This window comes from Paenibacillus sp. Soil522, assembly GCF_001428245.1.
GTDB lineage: Bacteria > Bacillota > Bacilli > Paenibacillales > Paenibacillaceae > Pristimantibacillus.
Genome location: NZ_LMRV01000041.1, coordinates 13253 through 33758, shown reverse-complemented (window position 1 = coordinate 33758; position 20506 = coordinate 13253). Strand labels below are relative to the sequence as shown.

Genomic DNA, 20506 nt, shown 5'->3' with positions numbered 1-20506 from the left:
TTTACACCTCCTGTGGTCTGTAGGTTGTCGGAAGACTGAAATTGGTGAGCGGTGCCCGTTCATGGGCGGCATGACTTGAATGAAAGAACACAAATTCCAAATCACGCAGTTCCTCATCGGAACAAACATAACTGAGCAGATCGGAGCTGCTGAGATTGGTGGCCAGCTCCTGCGCCCGCCGGTACAGAATTTGTTCGTCCAGCTTGGGCTTCTTTAGGTTGCTTTGTGGCTGCACGAGCAGCATATAAAACTCCCGAATCAGCGCCTCTCCGCTTGTGGCCATCGCGGCGGCATGCTTCATATACCCCGTTAACAATCGTATCTTGATGCGGTTAGTCTCTTCGTTCTTCATCTCCCCAAGGCGATTAATATACGTGTCCAAATCGATGGGCCGGGCGATAGAAACGATCTGATAGCGGTAATCAATGCCGTTAAGTACTTCTTCGAGCAGCTTGATCTTCCGCACCCGTTCGGTTTCCGTGAGTAAAAAAATGTTGACGGGCGCTACCTTCACGGCAGCCACGAGCTGGCCGTCTCTGCGGTGAATAAAACCGTTGCTGATATCTTTAATCGGGAACCAGCCTTGCGTGGAGGGCGAGCCCTTTGCCGCAGCCGATGATCCGCCCCGTGATGTATTTTTACTAAAGGGCCATTTAAGCATCTACTTTCGCCCCTCCCCGTATTGAAAGTGGTATCGTTTGGGTCTTGTCTGAAAATCTTTAAAGTCCTTCATTAATGTTAAGAGGTTCTTTCCCGTTCGCGGATCTGGTTTTCCGACTAAAAAACCGAGAGCTGCACCAATTGGTATGGCCAGAAAAGCAGCTAAGTGATGACTCGCTATAAAGATGATCCCGGATATCAAGAGGCCCGTTACGGTACCAAGCAGCAGGAAGATAAGTTCTTTCCAGCCGAAACTAGGGAAAAATTCAAATCGGCTTTTGACATTTTTCGGTACGATAAAATTGGCCATGGCCTACTTACCTCCCCCGAATAAAAGCTCTACTCATTACCATGCGCGTGACCGATCGCGTAGCTCCTGTTGCAGCCCGCCCGACTCCGGAAGAGTACATATACTGTTTCAAGACGGTTGGTGACGTATAAGCGACCCATATGGCCGCACAAAACATAAGCAAGTTACCCATGACAAACCCATCTGTTTTAAACATCAACGCGTAGAAGCTTACTTTGAGCATAAATAACTGGATACCGTGCGATAAGGATACGCTCACCAGTTCTCTCCACCACGACTGAAACAATTGACTATCCGGATTAGTGAGGCCAAGGGCCATGAAGGAACCACTTACCGCAATCATCGCCAGTTGCGCCGCACGAACAACGGTCTGGAGAACGACCATGATTAAAAAAACAAAAGCAACTATAATTAATAGACAATAGAACAATTCATATTTGCCGATTTCTACAAGTGACTCAAAGATCGTTTGAATTTCTCGTGAACCGTTTTCCACGTTCAAACCGGGCAAATACGCTATGTCTTGTGATAGGGCGGTTCCAAACTCCATAATCCATGTGACGATCCACGGTACAGAGCCAATGACAGCAGCTGCTCGAGCTGTACGAAGCAGCAGACCGCCTGGATCGGCGTTCGGGTCCCCGTCAAGCCGCATGATATACGTCATAAATGCTTCATACGCGACTTTCACAATCAAAATGGTACCTGCTAATAGTTGGGCGTAGACTATTCCTGAATCGACAACATCCAAATCGAAAAAAACATTCGTATATGCTTGAATGGTTGCAAGGAGCGAAATGAACCAATCGATAGCCTCCTCTGTAACTATTCTGATAGCATAGGTGAGCGCATTTAGTAAAAGTTTTCCTATTTTTTCATCTATGTTCACTCTTTATCACCGCCTACAAGTGAAGTTCTGCCGAGGTAGAAAAAGGGCAGTGCCAGAGCACTGCCCTTTTGTTTGATTAGGCAAAGTAGCCCAGAAATACCGTTACAAGTCCACTTGTGCACTCGGCGATAGCTGCACCAATCGCGACGTTCTTCATCTTCTTGTTCCGGTCGCTAATGGCGTTTGGATCGTCAGCCATAGATTTCATCCAGCCGTGGAATCCGATCATCAGCGCTGCTGCTACCGGTACGAGAATCAGCACCCACGTCAGCGCATCTTTCATCAGGTTCGATGCACCAGTTACGATATTAGGGGTAGCGGCGAAGGCCGGAGCAGCTACCATCATCATGGCGAACGACAACACAGAAATCTTGGCTACGACACCTTTATTGATCTTCGATACTATTTTTTTGAACAATTTCATCTATAAACATCTCCTTAACATTTGGATTTGGTTTTGATACACTGAACATGTCGAATGATTTTTTGTTTCTCCCTCTCATCTTTGGGGGAGATTTTTTTTTTTTTTGCATAATCTAAGTATTAACATGTGAAAACTTGGTATTTTATCAAGCCTCCTTTCATCTCGCAGCTTTGGGAGCCGCAACAGCAGGAACATGGATCGGTACGCGCTCAATTAATCGTGGTTCTTCACCTCCAGTTGGAATAAACTCTTGATTAGCTGGCCAGTAGGATAAATCCGGCAAAGGTACTTTAGCTGGAAACTGTCTTGCTCGAAGAACGAGTGAGAAGTCTTCCGGCCAGCGCAGTATCTCATCAATCGTCAGGAGGTCCCTGCCTGTAAGACCCGTTGAAGTGCCGCTGGATGTGTCATGGCTCCGAACCGTTGTAGAGGTATTTTGCGTTTGGATCGTGTATTTGCCACATTTCAGACTAATGTCCTTGGCTGTTTCGGTGTCTTGAGTAAGTAAGTAAATGAGCGTATGACAGTTCCCCCGGATCGTATCCGATGTTGTGGGATAGATGCTTTTAAGCTGCTGGAAAGCCTGCACAATCAAATGCCAGCGGATGCCCCGGCCACCGGAAACGGTAAGCTTTGCATCAAAATCCTTAATGGCTGGCATGTTTCCAAATTCGTCCAAAAGATAATTCACACGAACGGGCAGCCTGCCTTTGTTTTGATTGGCCAGTTCGACGAGGGCACGGTAGGATTGATCCGCATAGAGTGCCGCAAGGGAATGCCTGGTTTTGTCTTCGTCTGGTATGATGAGATACGTTGCTGTCTTTTCAACGCCTGATTGATGAAGATCATGATCTTGTTGTCCGGTTAAATAGGCGATAGATGGATCGGAGAAGAGTCTAAGGAGTGCTGAAACATCTGAGAAAAAGCTTCCCCGCATTTTCTCGGGTGCAAGTCGTGCTGTGGCTAATGCGTCACGGGCTGGATGGTCCCGTGGTAGGGATTTGAAATATTCGTTGATGGGTACATATTCCTCGCCGTCTGGGGTCTTAACTGGCTCACCTAACTCGGCAAGCATCTTGTAAACGCTGGTCATGTGTTTTTGCTTTGGATTGGGAGCTTCCATCGTAACCGCTAGGATCAGTGCCGCGATAACGGACTCCGCGCCATTGCGCCAGATCGGCTCTCCTTTTTCGGCACCGGGTTTCGAATACACGAACATATTCGCAATACTCCATGCCTGCTGGATCGCCTCGGCCATATCCTCTTTTTCAATGGCAGATACCACTTGCGCCATCGGATTCCAGCGGTTACCGCGGCCCGGCTTACGAAAATCCAAGTAAACGATCTTGTAGCCCATTTTCTTTAAGTAATCGCTCGTTAGGTCAAAGAGCTCTGATTTCGGGTCCGTCAGGATCATGCTTTCTCCAGCATAGGCCAGCTGCCAAATGGTAGGCAGTACCGTCCTTCGCGTTTTTCCGGATCGAGTAATCCCGATAATCAGCGTGTGCAGATCTTCGGTGATTGTCCAAGCGAACTTCTTGGCTAAACTTGCGCCCAAGACAATCCCGCCTTTAATGGGAACCATGGTTCCTTTCACCTTCTGTTCCATCGTTCCGAACGGCCAATGAGTAGTTGTCTTGCCCAGCTCCTTCATCGTCTGAAACCGACTAGATCCATAATGGCCGTTACCGGCTGCAGGCGGTCCGCCGACGCCAACAATGCTGTTTTTCTTACCACCTTGCAAGACGATCATGAAGATTAGGAGCAGCAGAAACCCTTGAAGCACCAGAAACAGCTTTTGCGATTGTGGATCAGCTAGCAGTAGCGTCCATGAGTCGGTCAGCGAAAATTGCTCTAGCCAAAGCCTAGGCACCTTGGAGGCGGGCTTTACCGTCAAGAAAAGTTTCGGTAGCCTGACGACTGACGGTACAACAAGAGTGTCAATAAGAAGCAAAAGGATGATTGTAATCCATTTCATCCGCTACCACTCACACGCTCCACGTGAGCATCGTTTTCACCAACGTTAAAGCTGTCCTTTTTTACGCCGTTTTCAATCTCAATCTTTACATGAAGAGATTTTGCTATGTCTTTGTATTCATCTTCGGTGTCTATGATGGTTAATTGTTGACCGGTAGCAATAAGCTGCATTAGTAATCGTTTTTGGGTAAAGTTTATCCCGGTGCCGTTGAATAACGGCTGAAGAATGTTAACATCGTTGTAATTCTGATCCTTATTTATTTCTCCCACCTCCTCAGCATTTGTTTGATTTCCGCCAAGTCCTCAATGACTTTCTTCCCGAAAACAGCGTACTGTTCCAACGCTTCATGGACGAGCCGTGATTTGTTGTCGTACCTCTCCCAAAGCGCAAAGGCTGTTGGAGAAAGCCGTCCCCGGCAAGAAATGTCCACCACTGTAAATTCTCCTTGTGGTTTCACATAACTTTTTGTGGCTTTTGGCATCTCACCCCTCCCTTATAAGGATTACAGCTGACTTTTGTCCCCAACCTCCTGACAACATTGAACGGTTCTAGTGAGCAGTAAACCCTACATTGTTCTTACAATTTGAATTATATTCCTATATGGTAATTTAGTCAATATACAAATTTCATTATAGGACTATTAATGGCTTTGATGGCGTTTTTATGTCATTATTGTTATGTTAGTACCCTTGTAACTGGCAAAGGAGTTTTACCTAATGGATAACCTATTTGATGGAGAAAAACTAAAAAATTTAAGGAAATCAAAGGGACTATCTGCAAAAGAAGTAGCAGAAAAACTGAATATTTCCCAAGGTTATATAAGCAAGTTTGAAAATAACAGAGCCGTTCCTGATATCAACATGCTTCTCGCAATTTTAAGTGTGCTGGATACTAATATTTCGGAATTCTTTATGGATTCTTTACAACAAACTGAAATTCCACCTGATCTTTATCATCTCATTCAAGCATGTCGTCAAATTGCACCTGGAGAACAAAAAGCTTTACTTGCATTGATCCGAGAATTCAAGGGTCTTTCATAAGACCGGGATTTTTGGGTGAATTGCAGGGGGTAAAGGTTTCACTGCTCATCCTCCAAATACTCCATCGTAACACCGAAGGCGACCGCGATCTTTTTCATGCTTTTGTAACACCCTCCCCACTTCCGCTTGTCTGTTTCAAGTTTAGAAATGGTCGATTGCGAAACGCCTGACTTTTGAGACAACATATTCTGGGACCATCCTTTTGAAAGCCTCAGGTCCTTGATTTTATCTGGTATATATCTGCACCCTCCTTCCCGAACATATTCTTTAGGGAATAGTAATTAACTGCTGTAGCAACAGTATACAAGCTTCGACAAATTCAAGGGGAGGGCCTAAAAAACACCCTCCCAAAATATGACTAGATATGATAAAATAAGGGGATAGCCATATACGGCTAACCCCTTATTTTACTTTGTATTCGTTTTATCTGCTTTTTTACGGTATCAACTGAATAACACAGATACTTCGCTATTTCCGCTTTATTCATCCCCTTCTCTTTTAGGTCATACACTTCTCTCTCTGTAGGTGTCAAGATTTTATTTAGTCGCCGCTCCTTCTTCAATTCAGATATAAGTACGTAAGATGCGTCTGGATGGACTCCTGCACTCTCATTATAAGCTTCCCTAATTGCTTGCGGAATGTCTCTAAATGAGGTTTTGGTTATATAGTTCATAGCTCCTTTATCAAAGGCATCCAATATAACTTCTTTCTCATTTAGGCTCGTTAACATAATAATGTTGGATAGTCCCATCTGCTTGAGTTCATACGCTGCATCAAGCCCATCACAGCAATTAGGGCTTAACATGATATCGACTAAAGCAACGTCCACTTTGTTGAGTCGAAAAGACTGAATTGCTTCCTCTTTGCTGGCCGTGCAGCATATAACCGCGATATCATGCTCTCGTTCAATATAGGAAGAGATACAATCTGTCCATACCGGATCATCTTCTAACAGCATTACATTGATCTTATTCATTGGATATCCTCCCTTGCTGCCGAATGCGGATCACTAAATTACTAATCTGATTCAGTCTTTTGTAACCGCGCGGCGTTTGATCGGAAACTGCAGGCTGAAAGTTGTGCCCTCGCCCACTTGGCTTCTAACATCTATCACTCCGTTATGTTTTTGAAGAACGTTGATGCAATAAGATAAACCCAACCCGAAATTTAAGCTTCTATTCTTAGTCGTGAAGTATGGCTGGAATATGTGATTAAGAACCTCTGAATCGATCCCTGATCCGTTATCCTGAAACTCTACATTGATAGCCTTCCGGGTCTCAAACGCTGAAATGCGAAGCTGCCCCCCATTCCCCATTGCCTCTACAGCATTTTTGATGAGGTTTCTAAACACTTCCTGTAAATGAACATTATCGGAATAGATTTTCGATGCCGTCTTTATGTTTCTTATCACTTCTATGTTCTTGCTTAGCAAATAGGGCTTTGTCATCTCAATACTTGATTCGATGAGTCCATATACTAAGTGATAATCAGGTTTTAGAATTATTTCCTGAGATTGTTGCTGAATTCGATCAACCATTGAAAGCATATGGCTGGTTGAATCAAGAATCGTATCCACGTCTCTCAGAATCAAACCTTGATCATTCTGAGCGGCTACATACTTAATCCGGTCAGATAGAATAAAAATCTTACCGATTTCATTTTTTATTGTATGGTTGAGAATTGCCGTTCCTGATGATACTGCTTTCATGGTGTTACCAAAAGCTTGCTTTTCAAGTCTGAGCCTTATTCCTAATATTCCAAACTTTGTGACCATCGCAATTAACGTAATTGTAACTAATACAACGGGAATAGCGTTTAACCTCCACATGGTTGTCAGGCCAATTGCATGGCCAATATAATTCGTTACTATATTTGCTAGAACCGGGGGCACTATTAAAAAATTTATGAACTTGCGTTCTTTCTTCAACGCCCTGTTCTTCTCTTTAACGGAGCAATAAATTAAATACACGCTCCCTAAGCCAAAACAGAAGATACCCCAACAGGCTAACAGGATGTAGTTGTGTTCGATCTTTGGGTAGAATGTCGTATTCGGAATCAATACCAACAAAGGAATCAAAAATAGAAATCCAAACATTTTTAGGCGTTTAGTTGAATAGGACCCGCAATAGGTGAGTACGAACATAATAAAAAAGTAAGGGGATGCAGCCTGATTCAAAAAACTTCCTACGCTATAGGCGACTTGAAATAAGTATTCAAAAGAAGGTTCCACTAAATTGTACGTGACCCAATACGGAAAAAATGATTCGACAAGTGATTTTCCAAATGCGCCACTACCAAACGAAAAACATAATAAGCTAATCCACTTTGCCCAATCCTTTTCTTTATTATTAAGGTAGATAGTTGCGGCTATTGTATAAAGAAGGATAAAGGTCAGTACCATAACAACACCTCATAACTCCCCAGGTAAGCCATACTACTTCACGTCCGCAACAGAATCTAAAAAGGAAAGTACCTTTTCCTGATATTCCGCAGAAAAGGTTTGGTGACTTCTCAAATGCAATACACCGGAAGTCTTCCAGAAATCAAACTTGTCGGGATAATGACTTGATAAAAGTTCGCTGTGTCTGTAAAAAATCGTTCTGTCTGAATCGCTATGAATGAATAAAACTTTTCTAGGATAAACCTTTTTTATTGCCTCGATTGGTCTTACAAGATTCGGATTCACGCCCGATAATAAGGGAAGCGTCATTAGAATAATTGGAGTAAACGGATATTTGGGAAGCTTTGTGAAGTAGGACATGTTTTCAGACAAGTATGCCTTTAGATCACTAAAAGGACTATCAGCAACAATAACCTCAACGCAGCTTTCCTCTGCTGCTACCAACAAAGCAGTTGCAGCTCCCATTGAAAATCCTACTAGGCCCACTCTCGAATTCGGTTTATTTTCTTTCAACCAGTCAATTGCACCCTGCATATCTTTTTTTTCGTGCAATCCTAATGTTGTCATTTTCCCTTCAGACTCACCCCAACCTCTAAAGTCAAACATCAAAATACTATATCCGTTGTGAGCGAGTGCCTTGGCTAATTTTAATGCTTGTGCCCTGTGTTCTTCTCGATTAGCAAGGTATCCATGCCCGAAGACTAGCGACATTTTTTCTTCTTTGACTGACGGTATATACCACCCGTGTAGGGTAATATCGTTTCCTCTGCTTTTAAAGCTGATGCTTTTGTATTGTAAAGAATAATTAGCTGGACTATCTTCTACAGGTCTTGCCGGCGGATGCAAAAGTTTCCACCCAACAAAAATGGAAATTAAAAGTATGCTGATAACAACGACAGATAATATGAGCATTACAGTAATAATAATCAAACTCAATCCTTTCTCTGATTGTATTCACTCTGTCTTTTAAACAATCATTAACCATGTTTAAATAATTAGTCAATTATCCAATTGAACCAAGTTTATGACGAAAACTCAGGAGTTTTAAAGAAATTGGATTTTCCATGTCGAAAAATGACAAATCATATCTCAGTCGGATTGAAGAAGAAACAAGTTTATTAGAGAAACAAAAATTGTAGTCGTCGAACGGTTTTTCCTTTTCTCAAGCAGCATGGCTGCCGGTGCGGTTGTCATATCGTTTTCCTATCTACAGAAAATATAGTGATAGACTGACGATTCATCATTAACGGGCAGTTTAGCGTGACGGAGAGAGAAATGGGGCTTGAAGGATTTTCCACCGTTGTGACGAAAATCCTTACAGGAGGTTTTTGCTATGGAAGTTATAATAGACTTAGATTTCACCCCGAGATCGCCACGTCCAGATGTACCATATACGGAATCAACCTTTGTACGTTCATCATCCCGGTACACATTTCGAAGTGAAGAAATTGGAGTTGCCCTCGTGGATTTGTGGAACTTCGGGTGGGAGGATGGCCCTGTCATTGATTCCTTAGGTTTTGACTTAAGCACGGAAAGAGGTACCTCTCATGCGACCTCCAGAATGAATGGATTAGTAGAGCATGATTCCCGTCATTAAGCTTAAGATTCCGAAAACAGCAATGAACAAGCTGGATATCCCTACGGATTTGGTTGCTAATTTAACAGCGAACCAATTAATCCCGCTGTGAAGCGGAATAAGCAGCAGCACCGCCCATGGCTGCTGCACCACGATTAGCGTACATCCAATATGGATGGCAGAAGCCCAGATTCTCTCCAGCACTCCCCACAAGGGGCTAGCATTTAATGTGCCTTGAGCTTGAAGGAACTCCTTGGCTTGCATCGCTTTCTCATCGGTTCGTTTGATCAATGACCCGATCACGATAACATTGATGATGACGAATACTACCTCCACTGCTGCCCAGCCTTGCCCGAAGGAATGAGCCCAGGTGAAAGCTCCGGAGAAGAGAGCCACTAGAGCCAAACGCACGCTTTCCTCCAATACGCCGGAGCTCGCCACCATCATTCCTTGCGCTTTGTTAACTGGGAGTTTCTTAGCAAGCAAGCTTACAGGACCGCGAAGAAAGAGTGCGATTACCCAGCCTAATGCCCCTAACGCGAATGCTTTCCAGTCCATGCCCTGGCCTGCAGCCCAGAAAACAACTCCGTACAGGACAGGCACCAAAGCATATAAAGGTAGAAATTTGATTGCGCGTTTATAAATCCCTTCGAGTAAATCCTGTTGTTCAGCCTGCATGGCCATTTTCGTCATCTTCTTTCTTTTGAGAATTTGAGTTGGAAATGGCTTCTGGAATCACTATCGTAGATATTATGCGTCTGCGTCTTCCTTCTGCGGGTTCGTTGTTAGCTGCTCTCTGCAAGGGTTCTCTTATCTCTTGGAGGAGATGCGAATACTCATCGTCACTCAGATAGGCGTGGAGTTGTCGGAAGGAGATGCCGTCCTTAAGCATATGATAATGCTCCTGCCTCACGTAAGCGCTAAAATCACCGATCAAGGAAGCGGTGAATTTCAGGAAAAGCTCCATATGATGAGTCGCTGACTTCTCTGTCAGATCCTCGGGAGACACATCTCCACCGCCTTGGGCAAGGAAATATACCTTTTCATAAGTTCCTCGTATTTTGTTCTCCTCAGCGACCTCGAGAATTCCTGCCTTCAGCAGCTTGTTCAGATGCCGGTACATGGTCGCTTGGGGAACGTCCGCCAATTGTTTAACCAGCTGTTGCGTCGTTCGTTTCTGTCCTGCGATAAACGCTTGTATGATTCGCATCCGAATCGGATGCAGGATTAGATCCGCCTTGGATTCTGCCGTAGTACTCACCTCACCGGTGTCATTGTTATCATTATTGATAATGATAATATATAAGGAAGGAAATGTAAACCTTTGATTTGGAGGAACCTGTTTGCTCGATTTAGAACGGTTCGCGGTCATTAGAGCGGGGTGTGTGGGGCACGTAAATAATGGAGCTGTCCCGAAAGTAAGTAAGCTCACTTCAGGGACAGATCGCTTTTAGTAAAAAAGCATGTAAAAGACGAAAATGGTACGGAGCAGAGATCCAGCAATCTTCTCTGACCCGTTCCTTTTTTGGTTAATGGCGGCCAACGCCCAAACCTCTCAATCGTTCCCCTTTTGTCCAAACAAACTCTCTTCACAACCGTGAACTGTAAAACATACGGTTAATTGAGTTATATAATGTTGAACAATATCCTCTGCCTACACAACATACATACACTTCGAGATTTGGGGAGGTACTCCTTTTTTCATGGGTAAAAAATCAGTCACAGCAAGGCTTTTGAATTATGAAACTTACTCATATTTATTGATAAACAGATCTAGGTCTCTAAATTTGGTGAACGGATTGAATGAATAATACTCGAAATCGAAACATTGTAATTCCGATGATCGGCATCTGATACAAAGGAACTCCTAATACTTTGCAGCGATTCTGAATGGATAATCGACTGAGCGTTTCGATTTGGGAATTGTTATCAAGTTCTTGTCATTTCATTTTGACAAGAACTTGATAACATAGTAACCTCTCTAAGTATTCGGATAACCCCAAAGCCCGGCCTTTCTGCACAAAGACAGCCCACCGGGGATTCCCGGCAGGCTGAACAAAACGGAATAAAGCATCAAATTTTGAACATACCCATTAAAGGCATAATCGTCTTCACCATATTAAGTCCGACTTGGAAAGTCGGTAGCATTTGTTTAAAAGATCCGAAAAAACCGCTCTGCTGCCCTCCACCTGCCGGCCCTGAAGGGCCTTCCGAATCTTCTTGTTTTGTTTGAACTCCCGCTCCTGAAAAACCCGACGGGCCGGATAACAGCGGCTTAAATAAGCCTGTTGCCATTGAACCAAAAGAATTGAGCGCGCCGATTCCCCCTATCAAGGAATCCAGCAGTCCCGATACTTGGACTTCCGGTGTCTTGGAACGATCAGAAAGATTCACTCTCCCACAACTTCTGGTTTCGGAAAGGATTAGCTGATGGTCATGAATGGCTTGAACCGTTCCGACATAACAGTTACCGTCATTTAACAACACGCAAACGGGCTGCCCGATACAACGGTTAGCTTTTTTGACCGCAAGAACTCTTCCCTCAGGTTCTCTTTTTTTAGGAGCTTTCCTGGATGCCATCGTGATACCTCTTTTCACAATTTGAAATCGTGTCAACCGCAATCAAATACAGAAGAAAGGCAAAATGAAAAGCGAAGCAATAATTGCAAACGGAAAAAAGAAGCAACCGCCGCCGAAACCGCCACAGCCTCCACCGTAACCGCCATAACCCCCACCATAACCGTCATAACCTCCACCGTAACCGTCATAATAACCGGACAGTCTGGCTTTATGCTTGGAGCGCGTTTGTTTTTTTGAATGCTTTCCGTTCCGAACGGACGACAAAGATAAAGCCTTTTTGTCAAAAGTACAATCCTCCAGCATTAACTTACCGTCTTCTACTCCCTTTATCGTTCCGATAAAATGCCTTCCGTCATGCGTAACCGCACTAACCCTCCGTCCAATGTACGTATAGACCGTATTATGGCAAATCGGATAAACTTCCTGCATAACTTCATTCCTCCTAACCTGCTGCTTGTATATCCTAGACTATGAAAAAATCTGCTATAAGGTCTGTACGATTGTCTTCTATTTTGAAAAAAAACGAGATATGTCCATTCTCTCAAGCAATGACAAAAGGTTGATAGATGAAGGCGCGAGCATCCAAAAAACAGCGAAGAATGGGTGCAGTCATGGCGGAGGTTATGCATAGAATATCGGAAGCGGAAGAGGTGAAAAGGCGATGGATTACCATACATTATTAGCTCGGCTCGGCGAAGGAAGTGCGCATCCAGGTGGTTTCCAAGCGACCAAAGAATTAATCGGACAAATCAGCTTTCCGCGCGGCACAAAAGTGCTGGAGGCAGGATGCGGAACAGGCCGGACTGCGTGTTATTTAGCCAGCTTAGGCTGCAACGTGACAGCAATAGACCGGAACAAGGATATGATTCAAAAAGCGACTCACCGTGCGAAGATAAGCGAACTTCCCGTCCGCATCGTACAGGCGGATGCCGCTTCTATGCCTTTTCCGGATGAGACGTTTGATGCTGTTTTTACGGAGTCGGTTACAGCTTTTACCCAAGGAAGCTCCGCTATACGCGAATACTGGCGAGTGCTGAAACCAAAAGGAGTCCTATACGATCGCGAGCTGGCATTTGCCATAAAATTAACCACGGTGCAAAAGAAAAAACTCCAGTCGTTTTACGGACTTCATCATATGCGAACCGTTCCGGAATGGCTGAAGCTGATGAGCAAATCAAGGTTTCATCAGTACTCCGCGTCTCATTTTTTGCAGATGAAACAACTGGCCAACGATAACGACCCTTTACAGGTAATCGATCACGAACTATTCACGAAACCAGATGTAGTTGCCATGATGATGAAAAATGAACGCCTGATGAGCAACTTCTCTAATGTGATGGGCAGTATTGTAATTACGGCTTGGAAAGCGTGAATGAAGATGCCGTTACTCTGTCGCTTCGTCCGAGCGGACTGAACCCGGGTTCGCCCCCTTTGGGGGCTCTACCTTAATAAGCAGAAAACCACGTCGGATTGACGTGGTTTTCTGCTTATTAGGATGTAGTTAGGGGGAATCGACCCCCTGACCTGATCGCTGCCAGCGAAGTTAAACTGCCCGTTTGCCGCGAGACAGTGTCCGTTTATTTTTAATACTTCGCTTAGTATTGACGCTATCCCTCCCGCTAGTAATTACAAATGGAGCAGTAGCCGCCGGTATACTGCTCCATTACTAGTTGAACTAAAGTTTCCCGTCATATTATGAGGTCAGCAAGTTTTTATCTCTTTCTCAATTTAAGAGAAAAACGTTGACAAGATATTAGCTGGTTTCGTATTATGAGGCGAATGTTTCCCTCTACAAATGTTAAAAGAAACAAAAGAACGACTGCGGATGCAGCCGTTCCACTTAAACATGAAAAAATGTGTCACATCTTAATTAAAGTCACAATACTCAAGAGCTTTGACTGTACAGAATGTTATTTAAAAAAACATTTGAGTGACTCATTTTATCGTAAAACTTTTCGACTGTACCGGCGTCACCTTAACAATGTCCTTAACGGGCAGCAGCCACATCTCAGATCCGTTCCGCACCCGGACATAATCAGATATCTCCGAATCCTCTACTGGTTCCAGAACGCCCTCATGGGTCGCCATTGTGCTGAGCTCCAACACAACAACCTGACCCAAATAATCGCCAATATGCATTGTCCATCCCCCTTTGCGAGAGTGATTCGACGCCGACCATTAATTTCCTTCTAAATCGAGTTCCCCTTTACCGAGATCATCGAGCAGCTGCGTCAGCATGATCCTTTTAGCAAACCACATGAGAACGATCTCGAAATCATATTCACCGGCATGATCATCAATTTTATGCTGCAGCAGTTCAGTGTGGAATTCCAAATGATCTACAAGCTTCCGACGATCAATGCTCAAGACTGGCGCCCTCTTAGCCATTATACTTCACCTTTTTTTATCAAAATAGGTTTGACTGCCATAAAGGGTACGGAGGTCCGCGGCTTGCCCTCGTTACTCGGGGAGCTTAACGCCAAGTTCCTGATCGGAGTAGTATACCCGGGAATACGCGACGTGAAGCAAACTATAGTTTGTTGATCTTCAGTGGAAATCAGTTGACAAAAACTTGATGTCATAAATGACAATAACTTAACCAATTCCTTCCAAAAAACCATCGCCCGGGTTGGGCGATGGTTTTGCTACACTGAATCGAATAAATCAAATCATATTGCCAGTCTCGATACTTATCGTTCTACGTGGTGTTATGAACCTGTTTGCTTTCGGTTGAAGGATTACCAAAAACCTTCCACTTAGTCCTCATTCCGTAGCTGTGTTGTACACGTTAAACTCTGCGACGGACCACCAGTAACCCTCACTGCCGGTGCAGGTGACCTTGATGTAGCGAGCTGTCTGCGCTTCGAAGGCGACCAGTTGGACTGGGCCGTTTCCTGTTACGGAAGAAACCTTGGACCAGTTGGTTCCATCCGCAGATACGTACACGTCTGCGCTTCGCGCATAGTCATTGGTACTGCTGCCAGAATCAATCACAAGCTTGTCGAAAGTCTGCGTTTGCCCCATATCCACTGTAAAAGAAAGGCCATTATACTGCCCTGTTCCGGAGCTATACCGAGTGTCAGGATTGCCATCCAGTATGTTTCCAGGCACATCGCCCCACGGACTTACATCCGAAGCCGTTGCGGTCCAACCCGTCCGATAATCCATATCTGCGTTGTACACGTTAAATTCTGCGACGGACCACCAGTAACCCTCGCTGCCGGTGCAGACGACCTTGATGTAGCGAGCTGCCTGCGTTGGGAAGGTAACCTCTTGGACTGGGCCGCTTCCTGTTATAGAAGAAACTTTAGTCCAGTTGGTTCCATCCGTGGATACGTACACGTCTGCGCTTCGCGCATAGTCATTGCTGCCGCTGCCGGAATCGATCACAATCTTGTTGAAAGTCTCCGCTTGCCCCATATCCACTGAAAAGTAAAGACCATTATACTGCCCTGTTCCGGAGGTATACCGAGTGGAAGCATTGCCATCCAGCATTTTTTCGGGCTTATCGTCCCACGAAACTATATCCGAAGCCGTTGCGGTCCAACTCGCCCGATAGTCCGGATTTGTGTAATACGCGTCAAACTCTGCGACGGACCACCAGTAACCCTCATTGCCGGTGCAGACGACCTTGATGTAGCGAGCGGTCTGCATGGAGAAGGTGACCTCTTGGAGTGGACCGGTTCCTGTTACGGAAGTAACCTTGGTCCAATCGGTTCCATTCGTAGATACGTATATGTCTGCGCTTCGCGCATAGTCATTGCTGCCGCTGCCGGAATCGATCACAAGCGTGTTGAAGGTTTCCGTTTGCGCCATATCCACTGTAAAGTAAAGACCATTATATTGCCCTTTTCCGGAGCTATACCGAGTGTTAATATCACCATCCAGCATATTATTTGCAACGTCCGAAGCATCTGCATCCGAAGCCATTGCGGTCCAACTCGTCCGAGAGTTGTATACGTTAAACTCTGCGATGGACCACCAGTTACCTGCACTGCCGGTATTGACGACCTTGATGTAGCGAGCTGTCTGCGATTCGAAAGCGGCCAGTTGGACTGCTTGGCCGTCTGCTGCAATGGAAGAAACCTTGGTCCATTCGGTATTATCCATAGATACGTATATGTCTGCGCCTCGCGAATAGTCGTCGGTACTGTTGCCGGAATTCAACAAGATCTTGTTGAAAGTCTGCGCTTGCCCCATGTCCACAGTAATCGATTGACCATTATACTGCCCTGTTCCGGAGCTATACCGAGTGTTAGTACTGTCATCCAGCATGTTTTCGGGATTACCATCGCCCCACGGACTTATATCCGTAGCCGTTGCGGTCCAACCCGTCTTCGACAGCGCAGCTGGTAGACCTTTGACGTTGAACGAAGATCCGCCTGCATATGATCCGTCGCTTCCATACACAGAAACCGCAACCGTCCCCGATTGAAGTCCGTCCGGAACGTAAGCGCTGATGCTCGAATCTGACCAGCTGCTTATGTTGGCCGGGATCGATCCGAAATTGACCGTACCCAATCCCTGTAAATTACCGAAGTTAGAACCGTCGATCGTAACCTTATAGCCCACTATGCCTTCGTTCGGCGCCAAACTGCTGAAGGCCGGTGTCGGGAAGCTTGACGAATCCTTAGTTGTGAACATCGCTGAGGTTCCGTCGGGGAGCGTATAGGTAAACGAGCTATCGGTGGTTATCGGGAAGCTCTGGCTGCTGCCGGTTCCATTGTATACGACGGTAACCTGCGCCCCTTCCGTGCTGGTCCAGTTCTGTAGCTGGAGGCCGTTTGATACTGCTGTCGGAGCTGCGATCGAACCCGTTTCATTCGAAGACCCGTACACATTGATTTCACCGATGGACCACCAGAAACCGGATGATCCAGTACTGACGATGCGAATATATTGAGCCGTCTGGGTTGGCAGCGTGATGGTTATCTTTCCTATGCCCCCGTTGCCGTTTACAATCGCGCTATCCCAATTGACGCCGTCATCTGAAACATATACCTGATATTTAGTAATGTAGTCGAAGGAACTGTTTACGCCGTTTTCAAGGACGATTTGATCGATGCTCGTAGGGCTTCCAAAATTGATCTGAAACCAGTCGCCGTTCTTCAACCCATGGCCGGTGGTCCACCTCGAATCGAGATCGCCGTCGATAGCGTTCACAGCCGCATCCCCGGACGCATTCCCGGTCACATCCCCAACCGAATTCGACGAAGCCGTAACGGTCCACTGGCTGCGGTCAAGCAACGTTCCTGCTGTCTGGATAGAAGCTCCGACCGGAAGGGAATACGTGATCAAGCTATTTCCGGTAGGAACGGTATTCTGATAGTCCAGTAATGCCGGATCGTAGGTTATAATAGCCGAATCAGATGCGGATTTTTTCTTCGGCTTAAACCTAAAGTCATGTGTCGGATCAAAGACATTGCTCGCTGCGGGAGTAATGCCGTTCTGCGTAGGTCCCGGCCACGTAAACGTGACGGCATTGCCGGCGTTCAAGGTGTAGTCGAATGATCGCTTTCCGTCTGCAACGCTGAAGGTCTTCGCGTCGCTACCCGAGTTATACGCAATCAGGACCTTCGATCCATCCGGGTTTTGGAACGCAACATCCTCGATGCTTCCTTCCCCAAAAGTATTCGAGTAAATCCGATAGGCTCCGGGCTTTACAAACTTGCTGGCATGAGCGAGTGCGTAATAGTCCACATTGTAGGATACTTCTCCGTTATCCGGATCAATAGTAGTCAATCCGCGAACCCAAGCTTCACCATCCGTGTCGCTGTTGAGCGGACCGCCATCGGTGTCAAGTGCAATGTTCCATAGAACCACTCCGTCCGCCCAATTGCGCATACCATTGATAATCCAAGTATTAAGTGAATCATAAAACGCTTGCTGAGTACTTGCTTGCCAAATACCACCCGTTGCTTCCGTGATAAAAACTTCTTTTCCTGGATAGTCGTTGTGGACTAAAGTTTGTGAAATGGGGTTGCCGCTATAGATGTGCCATCCCGTTCCAGCGGCGTACTGGGAGGCATCAGGATCGCTAAATATCTTCTCGGGATACGAAGGCACATCCCAGTTGTGATCCCAAGCTAAAATCTTCGTCGAAATATTGTTAGCCGCAAACGCCTCGCCCATCTCCTTAATCAACGTGGATTCCTGGTACGCGGACAGGAACATACCGGGATAGTTGGGAGTGCCCATGGGTTCATTTTGCGGCGTAACATAGGATACCGGCACACCGGCATTATCGTAAGCTTGTACGTACTTTACAAAATAGTTGGCGAGCTCATCATAGTACCCATCCTTAAGAGTGCCTCCTATCATCGAATCGGAGCTTTTCATCCAACCCGGCGGGCTCCACGGAGTAGCCATGATTTTCATAGATGGGTTAAGCGAAAGAGCCTCCTTCAATGCCGGAATGATGTAATCCTCATCATGCTCGATAGAGAAGTTGGACAGCGTCGGATCCGTTTGTCCCGTCGGCATGTCGTTATAGGAGTAATTCCCGGATGCATTGAAATCCGTAGCGCCCATCGGAGTGCGGAGCAAGCTAAGGCCCATGCCTGACGATGGATTAAACAGATTATTCATCAGCTCCGTGCGCTGAGCATCCGACATCTTGTTCCTGATCAGCCAAGCGGAAGAGTCGGTCATGCCCGCCCCAAAACCTTCAACTTCTTGATATTTGCGGCTTTCGTCAACCTGGATCGTCAGCGGGTTAGTCGTTTGCTTTGTTTCGAATAACACATCGCTTTGATTGGCAAGCCACGTGCCGGACTGTACGTCTGTGAGCCAAACCTGAACAGAATTGCTTTCTGCAGCCTGGACAGGATAGGATGGTATGAAAATAAGGCTCATACACATGATAGACACTAATAGTAGAAGAAAAGATTTTTTTGTTTTGTTCATTTTTATTCTCCTAACAGTAAGAGATTGTTTGAATCATTGCCTCTCAAAGTGGTTCGAAAACGCTTTCATGGATCAACGGAAATCTGCGAACACCATACATCGGAGAACGGATGTTCAAGACGTATTGATTGTTCGCTAATTTCCCCCGGGAGGTGCTGATCAAAATATCATCCCCCTGAGAACAACTATAATTTATTTATCCTAACTTTATAGGGTATCTCGTTCTTCCCGTTACAAAAAAATGATAATCCTAATGAAGATGAGGACGGGTAAATCAAATCTGTAATCACGATAAGACCATCGTTCGCAAATAGTTCCACTGATGCGCGATCTACAATAAGACGCAGTTGCAGACACTGCAGATCTGGCGGCAAGACAGCTTGATGTTTGCCGGGGAAATGCTCATGAAAATCAACGGTTCCCGAACGAGTGCGGTCTACAAATACGGCCGAATCCTTCACGGAATAACCTGCCACAGTTTCTTCCTGTTCCGAGGTTCTTAGTTTAAACCCAAAGGAGTCAATGCCCTGTGAAGGCTCAAATTCGGCTACAATTTCATACGTTTCCAGTTGTTGGTCCTTCAATAACAAATTCAGCTCGTTTACAGCTTTCCCTTCCGTCTCTACAAGAGGAGTTCTGATCTTTTCCAGTTCCCTCACAGGACGTTGAATCAATACGGCCTTGCCATTCTTTAATTCCAGTGTAAGCTCCCTTGGAATCGTCATGGCGCCCCTCCAGCCTTCGGTAGGAGTCGTATTCGCATATTTCCAATTACTCAACCAGCCGATATAGATTCGGCGTCCGTCTTCTTCCGGTATGTCCGACCAACTTACGCCTGCATAATTATCCCTGCCATAATCAAGCCAACGAATGGTTTGGGAAGCTTCATCCGGTACGAAGGTACGACCGTCAAAATGCCCGGTAAAGTACTGGGTTCTTGAACCTTCCTTGATGTGAGGCTCGTTTCCAATGCTTACAAGCAAGACCCATTTCCGTTTCGTTCTATCCCCATCAACGGGTAACGCGAACAAATCAGGACATTCCCAGACTGCGTCATGGGAACCGATTCCTTTACCGAATTCGCTGCAAAAGATCCATTCTTTTAAATTTGGCGAATGGTATAGGCAAAGCGTTTGGCCGCAAGCGAGAACCATCACCCATCGCTTCGTTTCTTCATGCCAGAAAACCTTCGGATCCCGAAAATCATGATAGGTGTCAGAAGTGACAACCGGATTACCCTCGTATTTGAACCAGGTCCTGCCAGAATCTTTACTATAGGCAATACTTTGGCTTTCCTTTAGTGTCAACCCGGGATTATGGTGAGTAAAAATAGCGACAAGACCAGGCTTTCCGCCGAAAAAACCCGTTGTGTCGTTCCAATCCACCACAGCGCTGCCTGAAAAAATCATACCCTTCTCATCGGGCGCTAGCGCTATGGGGAGGTGTTCCCATGTCATGAGATCCCTGCTTACCGCATGTCCCCAATGTATAGCTCCAAAGTCCGTTCCGTACGGGTGGTGTTGGTAGAAAAGATGATATTCCCCATTAAAATATACCAGCCCATTCGGGTCATTCATCCATTCCGCCGCAGGAGAAAAATGAAACTTGGGACGGTACTTCTCAACTTTTATAGTAGACAAAATCTTCTCTCCCTCTCTATCCTTATCGCTCATTCGCTACAGTCCAAACAGGCAGGCAAACAATGAGTTCCGTCAAAGACAGAACTCATTGATACCGCTATG

21 protein-coding genes are annotated in these 20506 nt (G+C 45.6%); 2 read left to right on the top strand and 19 right to left on the bottom strand.

Annotated features, from left to right (window positions below; genetic code table 11):
- Position 1: 1 nt before the first annotated feature.
- From ASG81_RS12850 to ASG81_RS12820, 7 genes are all read right to left on the bottom strand, one after another.
- Complete coding sequence (locus tag ASG81_RS12850; protein WP_056634445.1) at positions 2-661, bottom strand: hypothetical protein; 660 nt, start codon at positions 659-661, stop codon at positions 2-4.
- On the bottom strand, positions 662-970 hold the full coding sequence (locus ASG81_RS12845; RefSeq protein ID WP_056634442.1) for a PrgI family protein: 309 nt from the start codon (positions 968-970) through the stop codon (positions 662-664).
- Between the two features lie 7 nt (positions 971-977).
- The gene (locus ASG81_RS12840) at positions 978-1859 is read right to left on the bottom strand and encodes a conjugal transfer protein TrbL family protein (protein WP_056634439.1); all 882 of its coding nucleotides are present in this window, start codon (positions 1857-1859) and stop codon (positions 978-980) included.
- Between the two features lie 76 nt (positions 1860-1935).
- Positions 1936-2283 carry a hypothetical protein gene (locus ASG81_RS12835; protein ID WP_200961496.1) on the bottom strand — a complete coding sequence of 116 codons (348 nt, stop codon included), beginning with the start codon at positions 2281-2283 and terminating at the stop codon, positions 1936-1938.
- 157 nt (positions 2284-2440) lie between these two features.
- A complete protein-coding gene (locus tag ASG81_RS12830; RefSeq protein WP_056634436.1) occupies positions 2441-4261 on the bottom strand; it encodes a VirD4-like conjugal transfer protein, CD1115 family in 1821 nt (606 codons plus the stop codon).
- The gene (locus ASG81_RS12825) at positions 4258-4530 is read right to left on the bottom strand and encodes a hypothetical protein (RefSeq protein ID WP_056634434.1); all 273 of its coding nucleotides are present in this window, start codon (positions 4528-4530) and stop codon (positions 4258-4260) included. Before ASG81_RS12825 ends, ASG81_RS12830 begins: the two co-directional genes overlap by 4 nt.
- The gene (locus ASG81_RS12820; protein WP_056634431.1) at positions 4518-4742 is read right to left on the bottom strand and encodes a hypothetical protein; all 225 of its coding nucleotides are present in this window, start codon (positions 4740-4742) and stop codon (positions 4518-4520) included. The genes ASG81_RS12825 and ASG81_RS12820 overlap by 13 nt, the downstream gene beginning before the upstream one ends.
- A 235-nt stretch (positions 4743-4977) precedes the next feature.
- Between ASG81_RS12820 and ASG81_RS12815 the strand changes: the two genes are divergently transcribed.
- Positions 4978-5301: a helix-turn-helix domain-containing protein gene (locus ASG81_RS12815; RefSeq protein WP_056634428.1), complete on the top strand. Its 324-nt coding sequence runs from the start codon at positions 4978-4980 to the stop codon at positions 5299-5301.
- 38 nt (positions 5302-5339) lie between these two features.
- Here the strand turns inward: ASG81_RS12815 and ASG81_RS29865 are convergent, their stop codons facing one another.
- The 8 genes from ASG81_RS29865 to ASG81_RS32050 all read right to left on the bottom strand — a co-directional run bounded on the left by ASG81_RS29865 (position 5340) and on the right by ASG81_RS32050 (position 12287).
- Positions 5340-5516, bottom strand: a complete 177-nt coding sequence (locus ASG81_RS29865) for a helix-turn-helix domain-containing protein (RefSeq protein WP_268795777.1) — start codon at positions 5514-5516, stop codon at positions 5340-5342.
- Positions 5517-5695: 179 nt separating this feature from the next.
- Positions 5696-6277 (bottom strand): response regulator transcription factor, encoded by a 582-nt coding sequence (locus ASG81_RS12810; protein ID WP_056634425.1) that lies wholly within the window; start codon positions 6275-6277, stop codon positions 5696-5698.
- A 51-nt stretch (positions 6278-6328) separates the two neighbouring features.
- Positions 6329-7702 (bottom strand): sensor histidine kinase, encoded by a 1374-nt coding sequence (locus tag ASG81_RS12805; protein ID WP_056634422.1) that lies wholly within the window; start codon positions 7700-7702, stop codon positions 6329-6331.
- Positions 7703-7735: 33 nt separating this feature from the next.
- Positions 7736-8632, bottom strand: coding sequence for an alpha/beta hydrolase (locus ASG81_RS12800; RefSeq protein ID WP_056634419.1), 897 nt, complete (start codon positions 8630-8632; stop codon positions 7736-7738).
- Positions 8633-9272: 640 nt separating this feature from the next.
- Complete coding sequence (locus ASG81_RS12795) at positions 9273-9962, bottom strand: YhfC family intramembrane metalloprotease (RefSeq protein ID WP_056634416.1); 690 nt, start codon at positions 9960-9962, stop codon at positions 9273-9275.
- Positions 9946-10539 carry a helix-turn-helix domain-containing protein gene (locus ASG81_RS12790; protein ID WP_235548852.1) on the bottom strand — a complete coding sequence of 198 codons (594 nt, stop codon included), beginning with the start codon at positions 10537-10539 and terminating at the stop codon, positions 9946-9948. The genes ASG81_RS12795 and ASG81_RS12790 overlap by 17 nt, the downstream gene beginning before the upstream one ends.
- A gap of 812 nt (positions 10540-11351) precedes the next feature.
- Positions 11352-11858, bottom strand: a complete 507-nt coding sequence (locus ASG81_RS12785; RefSeq protein ID WP_056634410.1) for a hypothetical protein — start codon at positions 11856-11858, stop codon at positions 11352-11354.
- Positions 11859-11900: 42 nt separating this feature from the next.
- Positions 11901-12287: a hypothetical protein gene (locus tag ASG81_RS32050; RefSeq protein WP_056634408.1), complete on the bottom strand. Its 387-nt coding sequence runs from the start codon at positions 12285-12287 to the stop codon at positions 11901-11903.
- 232 nt (positions 12288-12519) lie between these two features.
- On the opposite strand from ASG81_RS32050, the gene ASG81_RS12775 reads away from it, so the two are divergent.
- Positions 12520-13230 carry a class I SAM-dependent methyltransferase gene (locus tag ASG81_RS12775; RefSeq protein ID WP_056634405.1) on the top strand — a complete coding sequence of 237 codons (711 nt, stop codon included), beginning with the start codon at positions 12520-12522 and terminating at the stop codon, positions 13228-13230.
- Positions 13231-13793: 563 nt separating this feature from the next.
- Here ASG81_RS12775 and ASG81_RS12770 read toward each other — a convergent pair.
- The 4 genes from ASG81_RS12770 to ASG81_RS12755 form a co-directional block, all read right to left on the bottom strand.
- Positions 13794-13997 carry a hypothetical protein gene (locus tag ASG81_RS12770; RefSeq protein ID WP_056634403.1) on the bottom strand — a complete coding sequence of 68 codons (204 nt, stop codon included), beginning with the start codon at positions 13995-13997 and terminating at the stop codon, positions 13794-13796.
- Between the two features lie 39 nt (positions 13998-14036).
- Positions 14037-14225, bottom strand: coding sequence for a hypothetical protein (locus tag ASG81_RS12765; protein ID WP_056634400.1), 189 nt, complete (start codon positions 14223-14225; stop codon positions 14037-14039).
- Positions 14226-14621: 396 nt separating this feature from the next.
- Complete coding sequence (locus ASG81_RS12760) at positions 14622-18764, bottom strand: discoidin domain-containing protein (protein ID WP_056634397.1); 4143 nt, start codon at positions 18762-18764, stop codon at positions 14622-14624.
- 185 nt (positions 18765-18949) lie between these two features.
- A complete protein-coding gene (locus tag ASG81_RS12755; protein WP_056634395.1) occupies positions 18950-20404 on the bottom strand; it encodes a glycoside hydrolase family 32 protein in 1455 nt (484 codons plus the stop codon).
- Positions 20405-20506: the final 102 nt, after the last annotated feature.